This is a genomic window from Burkholderia sp. Bp8986 (genome assembly GCF_003854225.1).
In the GTDB taxonomy this organism is placed as follows: Bacteria; Pseudomonadota; Gammaproteobacteria; order Burkholderiales; family Burkholderiaceae; genus Burkholderia.
In genome coordinates this window covers 1-14558 of record NZ_QTQM01000009.1, presented here as the reverse complement: position 1 = coordinate 14558, position 14558 = coordinate 1, and the positions used below count along the sequence as shown (strand labels likewise).

The window sequence follows — 14558 nt, the reverse complement described above, 5'->3', positions numbered from 1 at the left end:
GAAAGCGGAAAGCTGGGGGAACGCGGGAGGCGGGAGGCGGAACGCGGGAAGTGGAACGCGGGAAGCTTCACCGCTAAGCGGCTGCGCGCACGCGCGCGAAGCCGTTGCGCAAATGGCGGGCCAGTTCCGCCGCGGCCGGCGCGTGCTGGCCGCGCGGCAGATGCAGGTTGATCGCGAAGTTCGGCAGGGCGGGCAGGCCGCTGTCGGCCGGCAGAATGTCGAGATCGGCCGGCACGGTGGACGCGAGCCAGACGGTCACCGCGAGATCGGAGCGCACGGTCGCGGCCGTCGCGTCGATGCTGCCGTTCTCGAACACGGTGCGCCACGCGCGATCGCAGGCCCGTAGCGCGTCGAGCACGGTCGGGCGGAACGCGCAGGTCTGGTCGACCATCGACACGGGCAGCGGCGTCTGCAGATGGGCGCTACCGCCTTTCGCGCCGACCCAGACCAGACGGTCGACGGCGATGCATTCGCCGCGCGACGGCCCGACCGGCGCCTCGATCAGCGCGACATCGATCTCGCCTTGCCTGAGCGCCTTGCGCAGTGCGGGCGACGCCGCGCACACGAGCGACAGCGCGACTTGCGGATGGGCGTGCGCATAGCCTTTCAGGATCGGCGCGAGACAGCTGCCGACGAGATCCTGCGGCGCGCCGATGCGCACAGCGCCTTCCATCGCACCGGCCGTCAGCTCGGTCAGCAGTGCGTCGTGCGCGGCGAGCAGCCGGCGCGCCTGCGCGAGCAGACGCTCGCCGTCCGCCGTGAGCAGCAGGTTGCGATGCTCGCGCACGAACAGCGGGCCGGACAGCGTTTCGAGCCGCGCGACCTGCTGGCTGACCGCGCCTTGCGTCAGGTGCAGCGCGTGGCTCGCCGCCGTCATGCTGCCGTGATCGGCGACCGTGACGAAGGCGCGAAGCAGGGCGATGTCGAGGTTGCGTGCCATGGTTCGCATTATGAATGCTAATGACTGGCATAAAAATCTTTTGCTGTCGTAATGCACGGAGCGCGGGTAAAACGGAGCTTCGACGACCCGAACCGGGAGCCCGTGTGCCGCTTCAAGACTATTTGCCGCTGCTGTTGTTCGTGATCGTGTCCACGGTGACACCGGGTGGCGCGACGACCCTCGCAACCGCATCGGGCGCGCATTTCGGCTATCGGCGTTCGCTGCCGATGATGACGGGCATCGCGGCCGGCCTGGCATCGATGGCCGCGGCGGCGGCGGCCGGGCTCGGCAGCGTGTTGCTGGCCCTGCCCGCGCTGCAGCTCGGGATGAAGGTGCTCGGCTCGCTGTATCTGCTGTGGCTGGCCACGCGCATCGCGCGCGGCGGCAAGCCCGGTGTCGACGCGGCCGTGCAGCGGCCGCAAGGATTCGTCAGCGGCGTATGGATGCTGTGGCACAACCCGAAGGGCTGGGCGATGACGCTCGGCGCGGCCGCGTCGTTCGCCGCGCTCGCGTCCGGCCCCGTGCGGCTCGGCGCGTTGCTCGGGCTGGCGTTCGGCGTGGCGGCGATGGCGTCGCTGTCGCTCTGGTGTTGTGCCGGGCTGCTGTTCGCGCGCGTGCTGCGCACGGAGCGGCAGTGGCGCTGCGTGAATGCGGGCTTGGGGATCCTGCTCGCGGCGTCGATCGTGCCGATGTGGCTGTAGCAGCGGCGCTGCGCGCACGGCGCAGCCCCGACACTCAGCGCGAACCGTCCCGCGCGGCCCCCGCGGGCCGTCCGCCCGCGCCGCTCGACCATCGCGGCAGCCGCAGTGTCGTCGCGAAGCTCGCCGCATGCAGTGCGCAAAGCAGGCCGAACGTCCACGCGTAGGCGGCCCCGTGCGTGCCGCCCGTCGACGCGGATTCGGCCTGCAGCCGCCACGCGAGAAACAGCGTGCACATCGTCGTGAACGTCGGGCCGCCGAGGCGCTGGACGATATTGAGCGACGTCGTCGCCATCGGCAGGTTGTGCCGCTCGACCGACGCATACGCGGCGGAAATCGACGGCGCGCCGATCGCGCTCTGGCCCATCCCGCGCAGAAACAGCGCGGGCACCAGCACGGCGGGATCGTAGCCGGCCAGCGCGAGATACACGAACGGCAGCGTCGCGGCGAGCGCGAGCAGCGCGCCGGCGGCGGCCAGCCGGCGCACGCCGAACCGGCTGGTCAGCGCGCCCATCGACGGATAGGTGACGAGCATGCCGAGCCCGAGCGGCGCCAGCAGCCAGCCCATCTCGCCGGGCGAGCGGCCGCACGCCTCGATCAGGAACACCGGAATCAGCATCTGGCCCGCGTAGATCGCGCCGTTCGACAGAAACTGCGTGGCCGCCGCCGCGCCGAACACGCGCGAGCGAAACAGCGCGAGGTCGATCAGCGCCCGCTCGCCTTTGCGCAGCTGGACGCGCAGGAACGCGGCGAGCAGCAGCACCGAACCCGCGATCGCGGCGATGCCGGGTACCGCGTCGATGCGCTCCGCGCCATACAGGAACAGCACGAGCGCCGGCGACAGCAGCGCGAGGCCGACCCAGTCGAGTTCGCGCTGCTGCGTTTCCTCGCGGTCGCCGGGCAGGAACCACACGGCCAGTGCCAGCGCCAGCGCGCCGACCGGCAGGTTCACGAGAAACAGCCAGCGCCACGACGCGTACTGCAGGATCGTACCGGCGACGACCGGCCCCAGGATCGGTGCGATCAGCACGGGTACCGCCGCATAGCCGATCACGCGCGCCATCTGCTGGCCGGCCACGCGCGCGATCATCATCTGCGCCATCGGCGCGAGCAGGCCGCCGCTGACGCCTTGCAGCACGCGGAACGCGATCAGCGACGGCGCGGACCACGCGAGCCCGCACAGCGCCGACGTCAGCGTGAACGCTGAGAAACACCACAGGTACAGCGCCTTCGCGCCGATGCGATCGACCAGCCAGCCGTTCAGCGGCAACACCAGCGTGAGCGCGAGCAGGTAGCCGCTCGTCACCCACTGGATCGTCGACAGGCTCGCGTGCAGGTCGGTCGCGAGGCTCGACAGCGAGACGTTGACGATCGTCGCGTCGAGTTGCGACAGCAGCGAGCCGAGCGTCGCGACCGCGCTGACTTTCCAGATCGACGGACCGAGCCGTTCGGCCGCACGGCCCGGCGCCGGCCGCGCGCGTGGGTCGTTCACGCGCCGCGGCGGTCGAGCAGCGCGACGATCTCGTGCGTCGAGCCCGTCTCGCCGAGACGCGGGAACAGCCGTTCGACGCTGTTCGTGTGCGCGTCCGCGTTGAGGTCGGTCATCGCATCGACCGCGAGCGTCACGTTATAGCCGAGTTCGTGCGCCTGTCGGGCCGTCGATTCGACGCCGATGCTCGTCGCGATGCCGGCCAGCACGATCTGCGTGACGCCGGCCGCCTTCAGGTGCGCGTCGAGATCGGTGCCGGTGAACGCGCCCCAGGTTTTCTTCGTCACGACGTGGTCGCCAGGCTGGCGGTTCAGTTCGGGCAGGAGGTCGGCCCAGTCGACCGGGAACGGATCCTTGCGCGGCGGCAGTTGCGTCCGGCCCGGTGCGCCGCCGGCGACGTTGACGAGCACGACCGGCAGGCCGCGGCTGCGGAAGGCGTCGAGCAGTTCGCGCGTGCGCTCGATCACCGGTGCGACCGGGTGGGCGGTGGGCAGCGCGACGATGCCCTTTTGCAGGTCGATGACGACGAGTGCCGTATGCGTGTCGAGACGGGTTGTGCTCATGATGCGGATGCTCCGTGCATGGGGAGAAGGGGCACGTGCCGTACGAATGCCGCGCGGCACGCACGCGGGATCACTGCTCGCCGATGCGCCGGATCAGCGGAATCGCGGCGGCGAGTGTGCGGAGGTCTTCGGCATCGAGCTTCTCGATCGCGGCGCCGAGCCACTTGTGCTTCGCGGTGTCGCGCTTGCGCCGTGCCGCCAGGCCGGCCGCGGTCAGCAGGAACAGGATCTGGCGGCCGTCGGTCGGATGCGGCTCGCGTTCGACGAGCCCGTCTTCCTCGAGACTCGCGAGAATCGCCTTCATCGACTGCGGCTTCATCGCCTCGGCGCGCGCGAGATCGGCGGTCGTCATGGGGCCCTGTCGTTCGAGCCGCGCGAGCGCACTCGTCTGCGACATGCCGAGCCCTTCGGATTCGATCTCGGCGCGCAGCCGTCTAATCAGCTGGCCGACCGCGAGGGTCAAGTCGGCGGCGACGGTGTCGGCGGAAATGCGGGGCGTGCGTGGCGGAGTCATGCGGCGGATCATAGAACATGACAGTTAAACTTGCAAGTTTAACTGTCATGTTTGGCGGGCGTTCGCGATGCACGGCGCATGACGTACGACGCACCGCGCACCGACGCACGATGCGCCGGCGAGGCCGGGAGAGGAACAGCGGGCGGCGGCTCGGCAACCGCCGATTGTCGGACTGTGGGCAGTGTGCGGCCGGACGCTATGCGCGGCGCGGCAACGGAACCGGCACGACGTCGTTGTACTTCGGCGACGCATTTTCGTGCAGCAGGTCGCCGAGATATTGCGCGAGTTCGTCCGCGGCGAGCGCGGACGGAACGTGCAGGTTGGCCGGTCGCCGCTTGCCTTCGGTGCCGAGATCGAACACCGCCCAGCGGCCGTTTGAGCGCACGACGGCGAGCAGGCGTCCGAACGCGTTGAAACGGTACTCGTCCTGCATGGCATCGCTCCTTCGTGGATGAATGTGCCGGCCGCGCGCGTCGCGTTTACCGGATCGAGCAGGTCAGCCAGCGATGGATCTTCAGCGCATCGCTCGACACGCCGGCGCGCGTCGGTGCGCCGAGCAGCACGACCGTTTCGCGGCGGCCCTTCACGCGCATGCGCATCACGACGCCGTGCCCAGATTCGTTGATGAAGCCGGTTTTCTGCAGTCGGATCGGCAGGCGGCCGTCACGCACGAGCGGATCGGAGTTCACGTACAGCAGCTCGCCGTCGCCGGCCTGCACGGTGGTCGACGTGTCCGTCGAGAAATAGCGGATCAGCGGATCCTGCGCGGCCGCGCCGACGAGCCGCGCGAGATCCTCGGCGGTCGACACGTTGTGCGGCGACAGGCCGGTCGGTTCGCGGAAATGCGTATCGCGCATCCCGAGCCGGCGCGCCTCGCGGTTCATCGCCTTCACGAACGCGGCACGGCCGCCCGGATAGTCGCGGCTCAGCGCGGCGGCCGCGCGATTTTCCGACGACATCAGCGCGATATGGAACATCTGGCGGCGCGACAGTTCGGCGCCGATCGGCAGCCGCGAACCGGTGAACTTGATCGTGTCGCGATCGCGAGAGGTGACGCGCAGCACGCCGTTCATCGGCCGGTCCGCGTCGCGTGCGACGACGGCGGTCATCAGCTTCGAGATCGACGCGATCGGCCGCACCGTGCGTGCGTTGCGGGCCAGCAGCGGTGTGCCGGAGTCGACGTCGAGCACGTAGGCCGCGCGCGAATGTAGCGAGCTTACCGCTCGCGGGCTGTAGCCGCAGCTCGCGAGCAGGCGCGGCTGCGCGGCGGGGCGCGGGCGAACCGCGTTCGTGCGTTTCGCGCGCCGGTGCTGCGGTGCGGGCGCCGCGTGACGCTTGACTGCATGATGCGTCACGCGCGGGCGGCGGTGCTTGACGGCCTTGTGCTTGCGGTGGGCGGGTTGTTTCTTGACGACTTTCGCATGCGCATGGGGCGTCGCCGTGCGATGCGGCTGCGCACGCTGCGCCGTCGCGTTCGTTGCGAACGCAAGTGTCAGGAACGAAAGGGCGATGAGCAGGGTGGTGGTCCGGGCGCGAGGCAGGCGCGCGATGAGGCCGGTCAAGCGAGAGTCTCCTTTTCACGCGCGTTGCGGCGGCGCGAAATGCGTGGGCGGTCAGCGGGTGCGGGAAATTATAAGGTCGATTGTGTGGCGATGACGATTGGATCGCGCGCAATGGCGCGTGATGCACGCGGATTCATGCTGTTCCTTGGCTGTCGGCGGAGTAGCCGTATCCGGGCCATGCTCAGGGAAATGATATATGACTCAAAGTTATGGATTACACAGGATGGCAATAATTACCTAATTGGATTGTATTGGTAAATGTTACCTTTTGAGCTGTAAATTTATTGAGATTAGTGGGCGGGCGTTCAGCACTGTCGTGTTGTTCAGAAAGACATTTATAATCAGCCCTCGGCAGAAACCCACCTGTATACCAAACCAAGGGCAAGCTGCATGGGCCACACCGCACTTTATAAGACGTTGCGTCTGGGCAACGCGCAATACAATCGTCTAGTCAAACTCGACACGCCGCTTGGCGTCGATTGGCTATTGCCGCTCTACGTAAAAGGAACGGCCAAGCTGGGCCGCGATTATGAATTCGTGGTTGATGCGGTTTCGCCGCGCGGCAGTCAGATCGAACTCAACGCGCTACTTGGCAAACCCGTCACGCTTTGGATTCAACAGACCGACGGCACGTACATGCCGATCCACGGTTACGTTCACAGATTCAGCCGGTTGGGATTCGATGGGACGTTGACCTATTACAAGCTGGCATTCTCGTCCTGGCTCTATTTCTTGCGGCTGCGTCGCGATATGCGCGACTGGCAGGAGCAGAACGGCGAGCAAATTCTGACCGATGTATTCAACGAGCATCCTCAAGCGCGCGGCGCGTTCCGCTACGATCTTCACAAGCCGCTGCCGTCTTATTCGAATCGAGTGCAGTGGGAATATGACCTGAACTTCGTCCACCGCAGCCTTGAAGAAGTCGGCGTGTTTCCGTACTTCGAGCAGGCGGACATCCTCGGCGCCAGCCCGCATCGTGCGAGGGAAATTGCCATTCGAGCAGGAGACATCCGCCGTTATCTGTTCGATCCCGGTGTCGGTCGCCGGTCGGCCGTCGAGTTCGACCAGGCTCAGCGCGGTTTCCTTCTTTCCCGATGGCGAGGCGACGTTGTGTTGCTTGAGAACCCAATAGGGACCGGCCGGTTTGGCGGAACTGCCGTGCATGAGCGACGTGAACGGATGAATGATGTTCGCTCCGGACCGGCCCGTGGTGGTGCGGACCGCGTCGACGGACCAGATTTCGACGCCGGCGGCATCCGTATTCTGGGAATGCACGGGGTACGTGTCCGTGATCGGATTCCGCTTGACTGGCAGCGACGTAAGCCGAAACAGGTTGACGATCGGCGTGCAAAAGAGCTTCAGATTGTCCGCCGACAGATTTTTCAGTCGCTGTGCCGTCCACGAATCCGGATGAACGCCGCAAATGGCGAGATGCAACGTGAGCTGCTGGTCGGAACCTGCCGCATGCGCGAGCGCGGCGAGGTCGACGTCAATGAAATCGAATTTCTTCGGAAACGCAAAATATTCGCTCAGTAGCCGCAGGGCCGGCGGCCCGTCGTCTTCGTCGATCAGTTTCTCAACGCCATCGAAGCCTGCGGGGGTGAGCGGCGGTGTGGGCAGCATTGACCAGCGACGTTCGATGTTTTCGACGAAGGCCGCAACCGTGCGCATCGTCATCGTGTCCATTACTGCACCGACGACTTCGCGGGTGCCGTTGACATGGATGCGCAACGGGCTGGGGACGGCTTCGATGCGAAAGTCGGGCCGCGCAACCTCGAAGGTGATGGAGAGCAGGCCGGTCGTACCCGGACGCAGCACGACGTCGGAGGGCACCGCCGTAGCCGATGCGTAGCGCGCTGCCGAAATGCGCACAGGTGCCAGCGTTACGTCATAGACGGTGCGGAAACGGCAGTCTTCTACCTTGCTTGCGAGTTGCGTGTGGCGGGCAATGACCGACGGCTCAGTGAGCTTTTCGAACATGTCCGAGACATCGAACTGGGCAACTGCGCATGCCGGAACCGCTCGAAGATACTGGGGATACAGCATGCCGAGGAGCGCTTCGGCAAATTCAGGATAGTTGTCGTCGAGCCGAGTACCTATATCCGCGGCGAGGAGGGCGAACGACTGCAACATCCGTTCGATATGGGGATCTTCGGAATGGTCGCCGGAAATCCCCAGGCGAACGGCAATTTTGGGATAGCGTGTCGCGAAGGTTCCAATCGATCGGCGCAGTAGCGCAAGTTCTCGTTCGTAGTGCGGAAGCAGTTGATCCATTGCGTGAAGTGATGAACCTGCAAGGCGGCGAACCGATAGATTCGCCGACTGTTTCGGTTGCGCTGAATGGTGTCGGGCACGCTAACGTCATGTCTTTGCCATGATAACCGCTTGACGAAAAAAACCGTCGATTGACTCGGGGAATTCCAATGCCACGATCGGCGAACCCGAAACGGCTTTCTACATTTCGTACTGGCGGCCGCATATCTTTGTCGTACATGTCCCAACATGACGAATTACAGGCGGTGCTGGGCCGTAGTCGCGCTTTGCGCGACGCAGTCGAAAGCATGGACCGGTTTGCCTGGATTCGACCTATCGCGAATGGAAGACGAAGCACCGCGTCGCCTGTGACTACCGGTCGCGCGCATGACGGCGGCCCGAACACCGTGCGTGTCGACCGACGAGCGGATCAGCATCCATCAAGAGAACCTTGAGGGGATCGCGATGCACGTGGCCGAATGTCGTCGTTTGCCGCGCAACGCTGGAGATGGCGGTACGACGCTACAAACCGATGACGATGAATGTTCGACGGGGGCACACCGCAGCAGGTGGCGTGGTTCAGCGCGGCCAGTTCCGCCGCGACACTACCGCAAAGCTGATCGCTATCGAACCCGTCACGGTGCGTTCCGGCGCGTCTTCAATCGCATCGCCGAAGCGAAAACGGCGGCTGCGTCCGTCGCTGCGTCCAGCACGACGCTTCGTTGCGCGTGCATCGGCTGCGGCGACGGCATCGCACGATGTATCAGCCAAGCACTCGGCCGCTTGATCAACAGGCATGACAGTGAATTCCGCGAAGGGCATGCCCGTATTGAACGTCACGCCGTTCAATCAGTAAAATGAATGTTTCGATCGCTATGATTCCTTTAAAGAATGGAATTGAAACTGCTCCGAACCTTCCTGACGGTCACCGAGCTCAGCCATTTCAGCCGCGCGGCCGACACGCTGCACATGAGCCAGCCGGCGCTTAGCAAGCAGATCGGCGCGCTCGAGGCGAGCCTCGGCGGCAAGCTGTTCGAACGTGGCAGGCATGGCGCGGAGCTGACGCCGTTCGGTGAACGCTTCCTGCCCGACGCACAGGCGCTCGTGCGCGATGCCGACGAAATCCTCGCGCGTGCACGGGAGGCGACCAGCGGGCAACGCGGCCATCTGCGGCTCGGCATCTGCCTGTCCGTGCTGACGCTCGTGCCGAAACTCGTCGCGGAATTCCGGCGCCGCAATCCGGGTGTCGCGGTCACGTTGAGCGACCTGTCGTCGTCCGAGCAAACCCGCCGGATGCGCGCGGGCAAGCTCGACGCGGGGTTCCTGCGTTTGCCGTCGGATGAAGGCTTGTCGTCGTTCAAGGTGATCGACGAGGCGCTCGCGCTCGCGGTGCCGCCGCACCTCGGCTTCAAGCGCGTGCCGGCCGATCTCGACGTGCTCAACGAGATCGGCTTCATCGCGCTGCAGCGCGCACGCGGTCCCGGGCTCGCCGCGCAGATCGACCGGTGGTGCGTCGGGCGGCGCTTCGTGCCGCAGGTTACGCAGCAGGCGGAGGACGTGCAATCGGTGCTCACGTCGGTCGCGGCCGGGGTCGGCGTCGCGTTCATTCCGTCGCACGCGCAGTACCTGCTGCGCGACGCGACCGTATTGCTGCTCGCCGGCAGGGACGCGAAATGGCGCGTCGGGCTCGCGTGGCTGTCCGGCCGCGACGATCCCGTGACCACGCGTTTCGTGTCGTTCATGCGCGCCTCGATCAAGGGCGCGTGACCGGGCGTATAGTGTCCGCGATCGCCTTCCGCCCGAATGCCGGCCCGGCGCCGGCTCACGAACCCGACCCGATGACTTCAGAACCCGACGACTCCCCGCTCGATCCCGCACTCGTTGCGACGCTCGCGACGCTGCATGAAGCCGCGACCGATCCGTCCGGCAAAACGTGGTCGCTGCCGAAGATCGCGAAGCGCACGCAATTGCCGATGAGCACGCTGCGCCGCGTGCTGACGCAACTCGACGCCGCCGGCCTGAGCGCGACGACGCTGAACGACGACGGCACCGGCAGCGCCGCCTTGACCGAAGAGGGGCGCGCCGTGTGCGCGCAACTGTTCGGTGGGAACGACCGCGGATGAAAAAACGGGTCGCCCGAAGGCGACCCGTCATATTGTGGTTCGACATGCAACATCACCACCGCGCCGTTACCCCACCCATGACGGAATGACGGTAGGTCTGGTCGTTCAGCCCATGCCGGTAGCCGACGTCGAGATCGAGCCAGGGCTTCGGCGAGTAGATCGCGCCCGCGATCACGAACGCCGGATTCGCGCCGGCCGTGCTCTCGGTGTTGCGCGACAGGCCGATGTCGGCCACGAGCTGCACCTTGTCGGTCGCCTTGTAAAGCGCTGCGGCCGACACGGCCCAGACCGAGCGCAGGTCGCTCTGGCGGTTCGGCTGGTACGCGAGGCCCGCATTCGCGAGCAGCGAGAAGCGCGCGACGTCGGCTTGCGCGAGCAGCGTGGCGCCGGTGCCGACGCGGCCTGTGCCGAGCCCGCGATCGTCGTTGCCGGTCGGCATCGTCACCTGCGGTTTCAGCGCAAGCGACAGCGGCCCGTGTTCGACGAAGCGCCACTTCATGCCGATCTCGACATCGCCGATGCCTGCGCCGTGGTCGTCGGTGCGCGTTTGCAGATGCGTGTAAGGCGCGTTCACGTAGAGATCGACGTGCTCGCCGAACCCGCGCGTGAGCGTTGCGTTCCACAATTGATGGCGGCCGTTTTCGTCCTGCTTCGAGGTTTGCTCGCCGTTGAACTCGAACTGCCAGTTCGCGTTGCCCTGCGTACCCGTGTCGTCGCTGACGAGCGGATGGGCTGCGTACGCGTACAACGGCGCGAGCAGGGCGCTCGCGGCCGCGAGAGAAAGCATTCTTTTCATGAAGTCACCGTTGTCGTGTCGTGGGCGGCCGGCCCGCGCGGGCCGGCACGCCGTCGTTTCGGAGGCGATCAGAACCACTGCTTGTAGCGACGCACATAGATCGTCTTGACGATCTGCGCGAGCAGGATGTAGCCGACCATCGTCGCCGCGAGCCACAGCCAGTAGGTGCCCGGCAGGTGCATGAAGCCGAGCGAATCCGCGAACGGCGAGAACGGCAGCCAGCAGCCGATCGCGATCGCGGTGAACGTCGACAGCAGCACCGGCAGCGCGGCCGTGCTCTGCAGGAACGGGATCTTCTGCGTGCGCAGCAGATGCACGACGAGCGTCTGCGACACGAGGCTCTCGATGAACCAGCCCGAGTTCATCACGATCTGGCCGCCCGAACCGCCGTGCAGGTGATACATCGCGCCCGCGCCGAACACGGTCCACATCAGCACGTAGGTCGTGATGTCGAACACCGACGACGTCGGCCCGACCCACAGCATGAAGCGGCCGATGTTGCCGGCTTCCCACTTGCGCGGCTTCTTCAGGAACTCGGGATCCATCTTGTCCCACGGCAGCAGCATCTGCGACGTGTCGTAGATCAGGTTCAACACGAGCAGCTGGGTCGCGAGCATCGGCTCCCACGGCAGGAACGCGCTGGCGACGAGCACCGAGAACACGTTGCCGAAGTTCGAGCTGGCGGTCATGTTCAGGTACTTCAGGATGTTGCCGAACGTCTCGCGGCCCTTGATCACGCCTTCCTCGAGCACCATCAGGCTCTTCTCGAGCAGGATGATGTCGGCGGTTTCCTTCGCGATGTCGGCGCCGCTGTCGACCGAGATGCCGACGTCGGCGTCGCGCAGCGCCGGTGCGTCATTGATGCCGTCGCCGAGGAAGCCGACCGTGTGGCCGTTCGCCTGCAGCGCCTTCACGATGCGCGCCTTCTGCAGCGGCGTGAGCTTCGCGAACACCGTCGTGCGTTCGACGACCTCGGCGAGCGTCGCGTCGTCGAGCGCCTCGATTTCGGCGCCGAGCATCGGCTTGCCCGGTTCGAGGCCGACCTGGCGGCAGACCTTCATCGTGACGGTCGGGTTGTCGCCCGTCAGCACCTTCACCGACACGCCGTTCTCGCGCAGCGCGGCAAGCGCCGGCGCGGCCGATTCCTTCGGCGGATCGAGGAAGGTCAGGAAGCCGCGCACGACGAGATCGCGCTCGTCGGCGGTGCGGTATTGTTCGAGTTCGTCGCCGCGCGGGATCGTGCGCGTCGCGAGCACCAGCACGCGGAAGCCGTCCTCGTTGTACGCGTTCGCCTGTTCGAGCAGCCGCTTGCGTGCGACGAAATCGAGCGGACGTACGCCGTCCTCGTCCTGCACGTGGGTCGACACCGCGAGCATTTCCTCTACCGCGCCCTTGCAGATCAGCTGGTGCGTGCCGTGCGTGTCCTCGACCACGACCGACAGGCGGCGCCGCACGAAGTCGAATGGCAGCTCGTCGATCTTCTTGTAGCCGTGCGGCTTCACGCGCTCGCCGATCTCGTCGGCGCGCGCGACCACCGCGATGTCGATCAGGTTCTTCTGGCCGCTCTGATGGAAACTGTTCAGCCAGCCGAGCCGCAGGATGTCCTCGTTCTTGTGGCCGGACAGGTCGAGATGGTGCTCGAGGATGATCTTGTCCTGCGTGAGCGTGCCGGTCTTGTCGGTGCACAGCACGTCCATCGCGCCGAAGTTCTGCACCGAGTTCAGCCGCTTCACGACGACCTTGCGACGCGCCATCGCGATCGCGCCGCGCGCGAGGTTCGCGCTCACGATCATCGGCAGCATCTCGGGCGTGAGGCCGACGGCCACCGCGAGCGCGAACGTGAGCGCGCTCAGCCAGTCGCCCTTGGTCAGGCCGTTGATCATGAACACGATCGGCACCATCACGAACATGAACCTGATCAACAGCCAGCTCACGCTCGCGACGCCGCGGTCGAAGCTGGTCTCGATGCGCTTGTGGCTCACGACGTTGCGTGCGAGCGAACCGAAGTAGGTGTCTTCGCCGGTCGCGACGACCACGGCCGTCGCGGTGCCGCTCACCACGTTCGTGCCCATGAAGCACACGTTCTCGAGATCGAGCAGCGACTTCGACGCATCGTTCGCGGCGGCGGACGAGCCCGTCGCGCCTGCGCCGGCCGACTTGCCGGCGACCGCGCCGAGCGTGTCGTATTTCTCGACCGGCAGCGCTTCGCCGGTCAGCACGGCCTGGCTGATGAACAGGTCGCGCGACGCGAGCAGGCGCACGTCGGCGGGGATCATGTCGCCGGCCGACAGGTGCACGATGTCGCCGACCACCACTTCACGCATCGGCACCTCGCGGCGCGCGGGCTCGGACACGTCGGTCACCGCGCGCTGCACGGTCGCCGTCGTGCGGACCATCGCCTTGAGCTTTTCGGCCGCGCGCAGCGACCGGAATTCCTGCACGAAGCGCAGCAGCGCGCTAATCGTGACCATCGTCAGCAGGATCGTCATCCCGACGAAGTAGCGATCGCCGGGCGCTGCGAAGTAGACGTCGGTGCAGAAGCTGATCGTGGCCAGCACCAGCAGCACGTAGACGAACGGATTGTGGAACGCGTGCAGCAGCTGGCGCGTCCAGTGCGGCGGCTTGTCGTGCGCGATCTCGTTCGGACCGTTGTGCTGCAGGCGATCGGCGGCCTGGTCGTAGGTGAGGCCGCGCGTGCTGGTGCGCAGCGACTTGAAGGTTTCTTCGAGCGGGCGGGCCGCTTCCTGCGCGGCGCGCATGTTGCGCGGTTCGTTCTGCTGACCGGGGCCGGCGTTGATGAAGCCGCGCTGTTTCTTTTGCGATGTTTGCGAAGTGTTGTGTCGTGTCATGAGTCGCTCCTTGCGCACGAGGCGGCGGGCGGGGAGCGACCGTGACGTCAGCGACGCACGAGCGCTCCCCGCCGCATCGCGTCAGGCGCGATCGGCTGTGGATCGGTGAAGGGGGGAACGCTCGCCGGCGCGCGGAGTGCGGCCGAAGGATCGATGCGCGGCGTCGCACCGGCGAGCGGTAATCGACTACTGTCGTCCGAGTTCATCTGCACTCCTGTCGGTTGCGAGTAGGCGGCACGGGCGATCGGAAGCCACGCACGCACGAGGGCGCGCGGCCGGACGGCACGCGAACGGAACACGCACGCAGCTTGCGCTGCGCGCAGCACGAACGTACGCACGCTGCAACGCAGGGTTGCGCAGCGCGGACATTCGGCGATATCGAAAAAATTCGGCGGGGGATTCTGGCCGGTCAGGCCGGAAGGACGCCGCATCCTGCTTCCCGGGATGCGGCAGAAGACGAGGCTCTGCGCGGTTTCCTCAGGCAGCAGTCAAGTTGGTCGAGGACCAACTACAACTCGCATCGGTGTTCACAGAACACTCCATGTAATTCAGACGGGGGCGATGGTAAAGGCTCGTTATGCGAAGCGTCAACCCTTTTGTCGGAAGATGCTTGCGAAATGTTATCGGCGCGATGCCGGACAGTCGGGACGCCGGAAACGCACGAGTCGCGGGGGGGGGGGGGGGGGGGCGCGGGCGCGGGGGGGGGGGGGGGGGGGGGGGGGGGCGGGGGGGGGGGGGGGGGCGGGGGCGGGGGGGGGGGGGGGCCGGCGG

Annotated in this window: 13 protein-coding genes and 2 pseudogenes; 5 read left to right on the top strand and 10 right to left on the bottom strand. The window is 66.3% G+C overall.

What is annotated here, in order from left to right:
- Positions 1–73: 73 nt before the first annotated feature.
- Positions 74–949, bottom strand: coding sequence for a LysR substrate-binding domain-containing protein (locus tag DID99_RS11205; protein ID WP_124666684.1), 876 nt, complete (start codon positions 947–949; stop codon positions 74–76).
- A 95-nt stretch (positions 950–1044) separates the two neighbouring features.
- Between DID99_RS11205 and DID99_RS11200 the strand changes: the two genes are divergently transcribed.
- Positions 1045–1641, top strand: coding sequence for a LysE family translocator (locus DID99_RS11200; protein WP_124489625.1), 597 nt, complete (start codon positions 1045–1047; stop codon positions 1639–1641).
- Positions 1642–1675: 34 nt separating this feature from the next.
- On the opposite strand, the gene DID99_RS11195 is transcribed toward DID99_RS11200, so the two are convergent.
- The 5 genes from DID99_RS11195 to DID99_RS11175 form a co-directional block, all read right to left on the bottom strand.
- Entirely contained in the window at positions 1676–3130 is a 1455-nt protein-coding gene (locus DID99_RS11195; RefSeq protein ID WP_124666683.1) for a DHA2 family efflux MFS transporter permease subunit, read from the bottom strand.
- Positions 3127–3690, bottom strand: a complete 564-nt coding sequence (locus DID99_RS11190; protein WP_124666682.1) for an isochorismatase family protein — start codon at positions 3688–3690, stop codon at positions 3127–3129. The genes DID99_RS11195 and DID99_RS11190 overlap by 4 nt, the downstream gene beginning before the upstream one ends.
- 70 nt (positions 3691–3760) lie before the next feature.
- Positions 3761–4216, bottom strand: coding sequence for a MarR family winged helix-turn-helix transcriptional regulator (locus DID99_RS11185; RefSeq protein ID WP_124666681.1), 456 nt, complete (start codon positions 4214–4216; stop codon positions 3761–3763).
- 184 nt (positions 4217–4400) lie between these two features.
- Positions 4401–4637, bottom strand: a complete 237-nt coding sequence (locus DID99_RS11180) for a hypothetical protein (protein ID WP_124570623.1) — start codon at positions 4635–4637, stop codon at positions 4401–4403.
- A 46-nt stretch (positions 4638–4683) separates the two neighbouring features.
- Positions 4684–5766, bottom strand: a complete 1083-nt coding sequence (locus DID99_RS11175) for a serine hydrolase (protein WP_124666680.1) — start codon at positions 5764–5766, stop codon at positions 4684–4686.
- A 390-nt stretch (positions 5767–6156) separates the two neighbouring features.
- Here DID99_RS11175 and DID99_RS11170 point away from each other — a divergent pair.
- A pseudogene (locus tag DID99_RS11170) lies at positions 6157–6720 on the top strand (phage late control D family protein); the annotation flags it as partial.
- Between the two features lie 36 nt (positions 6721–6756).
- Here the strand turns inward: DID99_RS11170 and tssF are convergent.
- Positions 6757–8040 (bottom strand): annotated as a pseudogene (tssF, locus tag DID99_RS11165) (type VI secretion system baseplate subunit TssF); the annotation flags it as partial.
- Between the two features lie 390 nt (positions 8041–8430).
- On the opposite strand from tssF, the gene DID99_RS38465 reads away from it, so the two are divergent.
- The 3 genes from DID99_RS38465 to DID99_RS11150 all read left to right on the top strand — a co-directional run bounded on the left by DID99_RS38465 (position 8431) and on the right by DID99_RS11150 (position 10142).
- Positions 8431–8880, top strand: a complete 450-nt coding sequence (locus tag DID99_RS38465; RefSeq protein WP_185733758.1) for a hypothetical protein — start codon at positions 8431–8433, stop codon at positions 8878–8880.
- A 30-nt stretch (positions 8881–8910) separates the two neighbouring features.
- Positions 8911–9786 carry a LysR family transcriptional regulator gene (locus DID99_RS11155; protein WP_124666678.1) on the top strand — a complete coding sequence of 292 codons (876 nt, stop codon included), beginning with the start codon at positions 8911–8913 and terminating at the stop codon, positions 9784–9786.
- A 71-nt stretch (positions 9787–9857) separates the two neighbouring features.
- Positions 9858–10142, top strand: a complete 285-nt coding sequence (locus DID99_RS11150) for a transcriptional regulator (RefSeq protein WP_044843344.1) — start codon at positions 9858–9860, stop codon at positions 10140–10142.
- 52 nt (positions 10143–10194) lie between these two features.
- Here the strand turns inward: DID99_RS11150 and DID99_RS11145 are convergent, their stop codons facing one another.
- The 3 genes from DID99_RS11145 to DID99_RS11135 form a co-directional block, all read right to left on the bottom strand.
- Positions 10195–10938 carry a transporter gene (locus tag DID99_RS11145; RefSeq protein ID WP_124666677.1) on the bottom strand — a complete coding sequence of 248 codons (744 nt, stop codon included), beginning with the start codon at positions 10936–10938 and terminating at the stop codon, positions 10195–10197.
- 68 nt (positions 10939–11006) lie between these two features.
- Positions 11007–13787 (bottom strand): magnesium-translocating P-type ATPase, encoded by a 2781-nt coding sequence (gene mgtA, locus DID99_RS11140; RefSeq protein ID WP_124666676.1) that lies wholly within the window; start codon positions 13785–13787, stop codon positions 11007–11009.
- A 47-nt stretch (positions 13788–13834) separates the two neighbouring features.
- The gene (locus DID99_RS11135) at positions 13835–14218 is read right to left on the bottom strand and encodes a hypothetical protein (protein ID WP_185733762.1); all 384 of its coding nucleotides are present in this window, start codon (positions 14216–14218) and stop codon (positions 13835–13837) included.
- Positions 14219–14558 lie beyond the last annotated feature (340 nt).

What these genes read in the sequence shown, in the direction of transcription:
- DID99_RS11205 (WP_124666684.1), bottom strand. Translation starts at nt 949, where the DNA reads ATGCGAACCATGGCACGCAACCTCGACATCGCCCTGCTTCGCGCCTTC.
- DID99_RS11190 (WP_124666682.1), bottom strand. Translation starts at nt 3,690, where the DNA reads ATGAGCACAACCCGTCTCGACACGCATACGGCACTCGTCGTCATCGAC.
- DID99_RS11185 (WP_124666681.1), bottom strand. Translation starts at nt 4,216, where the DNA reads ATGATCCGCCGCATGACTCCGCCACGCACGCCCCGCATTTCCGCCGAC.
- DID99_RS11180 (WP_124570623.1), bottom strand. Translation starts at nt 4,637, where the DNA reads ATGCAGGACGAGTACCGTTTCAACGCGTTCGGACGCCTGCTCGCCGTC.
- DID99_RS11155 (WP_124666678.1), top strand. Translation starts at nt 8,911, where the DNA reads ATGGAATTGAAACTGCTCCGAACCTTCCTGACGGTCACCGAGCTCAGC.
- DID99_RS11150 (WP_044843344.1), top strand. Translation starts at nt 9,858, where the DNA reads ATGACTTCAGAACCCGACGACTCCCCGCTCGATCCCGCACTCGTTGCG.
- DID99_RS11145 (WP_124666677.1), bottom strand. Translation starts at nt 10,938, where the DNA reads ATGAAAAGAATGCTTTCTCTCGCGGCCGCGAGCGCCCTGCTCGCGCCG.
- mgtA (WP_124666676.1), bottom strand. Translation starts at nt 13,787, where the DNA reads ATGACACGACACAACACTTCGCAAACATCGCAAAAGAAACAGCGCGGC.
- DID99_RS11135 (WP_185733762.1), bottom strand. Translation starts at nt 14,218, where the DNA reads ATGCGGCGTCCTTCCGGCCTGACCGGCCAGAATCCCCCGCCGAATTTT.